The sequence below is a fragment of the Mycobacterium sp. TH-M25 genome (assembly GCF_057473665.1).
The window spans coordinates 1-3,580 of record NZ_JBYCLA010000373.1; the positions used below are offsets into that span (position 1 = coordinate 1).

Annotated in this window: 6 protein-coding genes; 4 read left to right on the plus strand and 2 right to left on the minus strand. The window is 67.2% G+C overall.

Annotation, left to right across the window (positions count from 1 at the left end; all coding sequences use genetic code 11):
• Window positions 1–445, plus strand: a 445-nt coding sequence (locus AC2VOU_RS12520; protein WP_486957671.1) for an FAD-binding protein, incomplete at its 5' end; no start/stop codon positions are given.
• A 71-nt stretch (window positions 446–516) separates the two neighbouring features.
• On the opposite strand, the gene AC2VOU_RS12525 is transcribed toward AC2VOU_RS12520, so the two are convergent.
• Window positions 517–1,155 carry an MBL fold metallo-hydrolase gene (locus AC2VOU_RS12525; protein WP_486957672.1) on the minus strand — a complete coding sequence of 213 codons (639 nt, stop codon included), beginning with the start codon at window positions 1,153–1,155 and terminating at the stop codon, window positions 517–519.
• 32 nt (window positions 1,156–1,187) lie between these two features.
• Between AC2VOU_RS12525 and AC2VOU_RS12530 the strand changes: the two genes are divergently transcribed.
• The 3 genes from AC2VOU_RS12530 to purQ all read left to right on the plus strand — a co-directional run bounded on the left by AC2VOU_RS12530 (window position 1,188) and on the right by purQ (window position 2,833).
• Complete coding sequence (locus AC2VOU_RS12530) at window positions 1,188–1,856, plus strand: ATPase (RefSeq protein WP_486957673.1); 669 nt, start codon at window positions 1,188–1,190, stop codon at window positions 1,854–1,856.
• A gap of 66 nt (window positions 1,857–1,922) precedes the next feature.
• Entirely contained in the window at window positions 1,923–2,162 is a 240-nt protein-coding gene (gene purS, locus AC2VOU_RS12535) for a phosphoribosylformylglycinamidine synthase subunit PurS (protein WP_486938872.1), read from the plus strand.
• On the plus strand, window positions 2,159–2,833 hold the full coding sequence (purQ, locus tag AC2VOU_RS12540; protein WP_486957674.1) for a phosphoribosylformylglycinamidine synthase subunit PurQ: 675 nt from the start codon (window positions 2,159–2,161) through the stop codon (window positions 2,831–2,833). The genes purS and purQ overlap by 4 nt, the downstream gene beginning before the upstream one ends.
• 57 nt (window positions 2,834–2,890) lie before the next feature.
• On the opposite strand, the gene AC2VOU_RS12545 is transcribed toward purQ, so the two are convergent.
• Complete coding sequence (locus AC2VOU_RS12545; RefSeq protein ID WP_486957675.1) at window positions 2,891–3,574, minus strand: haloacid dehalogenase type II; 684 nt, start codon at window positions 3,572–3,574, stop codon at window positions 2,891–2,893.
• Window positions 3,575–3,580 lie beyond the last annotated feature (6 nt).

Below are 3,580 nucleotides of genomic sequence, written 5' to 3' on the forward strand. Positions count from 1 at the left end.
AGCGATGAAAGCGCTGCCCGACGTGACACCGCAGGACTATGCCACCGTCGCCGATGAGGTCACCGCCCGCGATCGGGAAGTGGTGAACAAGTTCACCAAGGACGGCCAGATCACTGCGATCCGCGCCGCCCGCGAATTCCTGGGTGACAAGCTGGGCCGAGTGGTTGCTCCCCATCCGCTGCTGGATCCCAAGGCCGGACCGCTGGTCGCGGTGAAGCTGCACATCCTCACGCGAAAGACGTTGGGCGGCTTGGAGACCGACCTCGACTCGCGCGTACTCGGGGCCGACGGGACTCCGTTGGACGGATTGTACGCGGCCGGTGAGGTGGCCGGTTTCGGCGGCGGCGGGGTGCACGGCTACCGGGCATTGGAGGGCACGTTCCTGGGCGGCTGCATCTTCTCCGGTCGCGCCGCCGGCCGCGGCGCGGCGGCCGACATCGGCTGAATTCTGCCGAGAACGCGGCCTGCCGCAGGCTCGGCGCCGGGAACGCGGCCTGCCGCAGGCTCGGCGGACGACTAGAACTCGACGGCGGTTTCCTCGGGCAGCACCTGAAAGTCGGTGTTGGTCATGTCGGCGAGCCGGCCGTAGTAGATGCCGCGCGCCGCCGGGGCGACGACGGCCTGATGGATCGGCACGGCGCGGGCCGGTGCGACCGCCCGCAGGTAGTCGACCGCTTCGGAGATCTTCATCCAGGGCGCCGCCGCCGGGGTGGCCAGCACCTCGATCGGCTCGTCCGGGACGAACAGGGCGTCACCGGGATGCATGAATCGCCCGCGTCGGCCGTCTTCGTCGATCACGTACGAAATGTTGTCGACCACTGGGATGTCCGGGTGGATGACGGCGTGTTTGCCGCCGAGCGCGCGGATGGTCAGCTGGCCGACCGACAGCTCGTCGCCAACGTGCACGGCCCGGCACGACGCATCGAGCTGCGCGGTGGTCTGCGGGTCGGCGTAGAGCGCGGCGCCAGGGTTGCCGTCGAGCAGGGCAGGCAGGCGTTCCTGGTCGACGTGATCGGGGTGCTGATGCGTGATCACGATCGCGGACAGGCCGGTGATGCCCTCGAAGCCGTGCGAGAAGTTACCCGGGTCGAACAACACGGTGGTGTGGCCGAAATCGACGAGAACACAGGAATGACCGAAATGCGTGATTTGCATGTCTACGATTGTGCGCTCATGGGAGCAGCCGAATGCGCCTGATGCTGGCGGCGATGCTGATCGCGGGCGGCCTGCTGGTCACCTGCTCGCCCGCGGTGGGCCGAGCCGACCCGCAAACGTGCCCGCCGGTGTGCGATCAGATTCCCGACACGGCGTGGATCGTGCCGACGGCGATACCGCTGAACTCGACCTACCAGTGGCCGCCGCTGGCCAGTGCAGCCGTGCCGATGACGGGTGCCGCGACCCCGCGCTTCCGGTTCGAAGAGGTGTGCGCAACGCCCGAGTTCCCCCAGGACACCCGCGACGCCGCGGTCGCGAGCCGGGCAACGGTGGACAAACCGTCCGGGCAGTGGCAGCTGCGGGCCGAGGTGGTGCACTGGCGTGGCGAGGCGGGCCGCACCGGGGGGAGCGCCAGCTCGGTGTTCGACATCGCCGCCGCGGCGCTGCGCGGCTGCCAACTCGGCGCGCCCGCCGAATCGCCGTCGATCACCGTCGACGAACCGAACCGGCTATCCGCCGTAATCAGCGGTCCGACGATCTTGCATACCTACCTGGTGGCGCACCCGGAAAGCAGCACGATCAGCGAGCTGACGCTGTCGGCCTCGGACCCGGTCCAGCTGCCCTGGCCGATCATCTCAGATGCCCAGGTGCTGGACGCCATGTCGTCGTCGATGTGCTCGGCCTACCTCGGATCGTGCTAGGACGACGCTCAGGGTGCTGACCGGTAGAGTTGGCGCCGAACAGCCGGAACGGTAGGAGGAGCGCGGGTGGCCCGGGTCGTTGTGCACGTAATGCCCAAGGGCGAGATCCTCGACCCGCAGGGCCAGGCGATCGTCGGCGCGTTGGGCCGACTCGGCCACGCGGGCATCTCAGATGTTCGGCAAGGCAAGCGATTCGAACTCGAGGTCGACGACACTGTCGACGACTCCACGCTGGCCGAGATTGCCGAGTCGTTGTTGGCCAACACCGTGATCGAAGACTGGACAGTCAGCCGAGAGCCGCAGTGACGGCGCGCATCGGTGTCATCACCTTCCCCGGAACGCTGGACGATGTCGACGCGGCCCGGGCGGCGCGCGCCGTCGGCGCCGAATCGGTCAGCCTGTGGCACGCCGACGCCGACCTCAAAGGTGTTGACGCGGTGGTGGTGCCCGGCGGGTTCTCCTACGGCGACTATCTGCGCTGCGGCGCGATCGCAAAGTTCGCCCCGGTGATGGGCGAAGTCATCGTGGCCGCGGGTCGCGGCATGCCGGTCTTAGGTATTTGCAACGGTTTTCAGGTGTTGTGCGAGGCCGGCTTGCTGCCCGGTGCGCTGGCCCGCAATGCGGGTCTGCACTTCATCTGCCGCGACGTCTGGTTGCGGGTGGAGTCCACCTCGACGGCCTGGACATCGCGCTACGAGGCCAGCGCTGATCTGCTGATCCCGCTCAAGTCCGGCGAGGGCCGTTACGTGGCCTCCGATGCGGTGCTCGACGAGTTGGAAGGCGAAGGCCGCGTGGTGTTTCGCTATCTCGACAACGTCAACGGCTCGCTGCGCGACATCGCCGGCATCAGCTCGGCCAACGGCCGAATCGTCGGGCTGATGCCGCACCCCGAACATGCCACCGAGGCGTTGACCGGGCCCTCCGACGACGGGCTGGGGCTATTCTTCTCGGCGCTGGACGCCGTCCTGGCTGCCTGATCCGCGACTAGGTGGCCGTCGAATCACGTTATGCCTCACAGAGTCTGAGCCACACCTTCACGGCGCGGAAGGTGTGAGCTTGGCCGCCAAATCCCGAAGATCCGTGGCGACGACGGTGGGTTGCGGCAAGCCGGGCACGGGCAGCGCCGCGTTACCGGGACGCGCGATCAGTGCAGCGCTGAACCCGACGGACTGTGCGCCAAGGGTGTCCCACACGTGTGCGGCGACCATCATGCAGTCCGCCGGGGCGACCGCGAGTTGCTCACACGCGTACAGGTACGGCTCGGGCGCGGGTTTGAAGGCCCGGCAGGCGTCGACGCTGAATTGCCGCTCGAACAGGTGGCCCAGACCGGCATTCTCGATCGGGCTCGGCGCGAATGGGCTGGGCGGCGAATTGGTCAGTGTGACGAGGCGAAAGCCGTTGTTGCGCAGAGCTAAAAGTCCGTCTGCGACGTCGGGATGGGCCGGCATGGTGAGCATCGCGTGCGTCAGCGCTTCTTCGTCATCGCTGCTGATATCCACGCCGCGGATGGTGCCGAGCATTCGAAGAACTCCCTGACCCAGGCTGAAGAAGTCGACATAGTGTCCTGATGAGGTGACGGTCATCGAGTAGGTCAGCAGCTGGCCGAACCACTGGCGAGTTACCTGCGGATCGCCGAAGATGCGCTCGAAAACCGCTGCCATGGAATCGATGTCAATCAGCGTCTCGTTGACGTCGAACACCAGAACCGGCAGAGTCATTGTCCT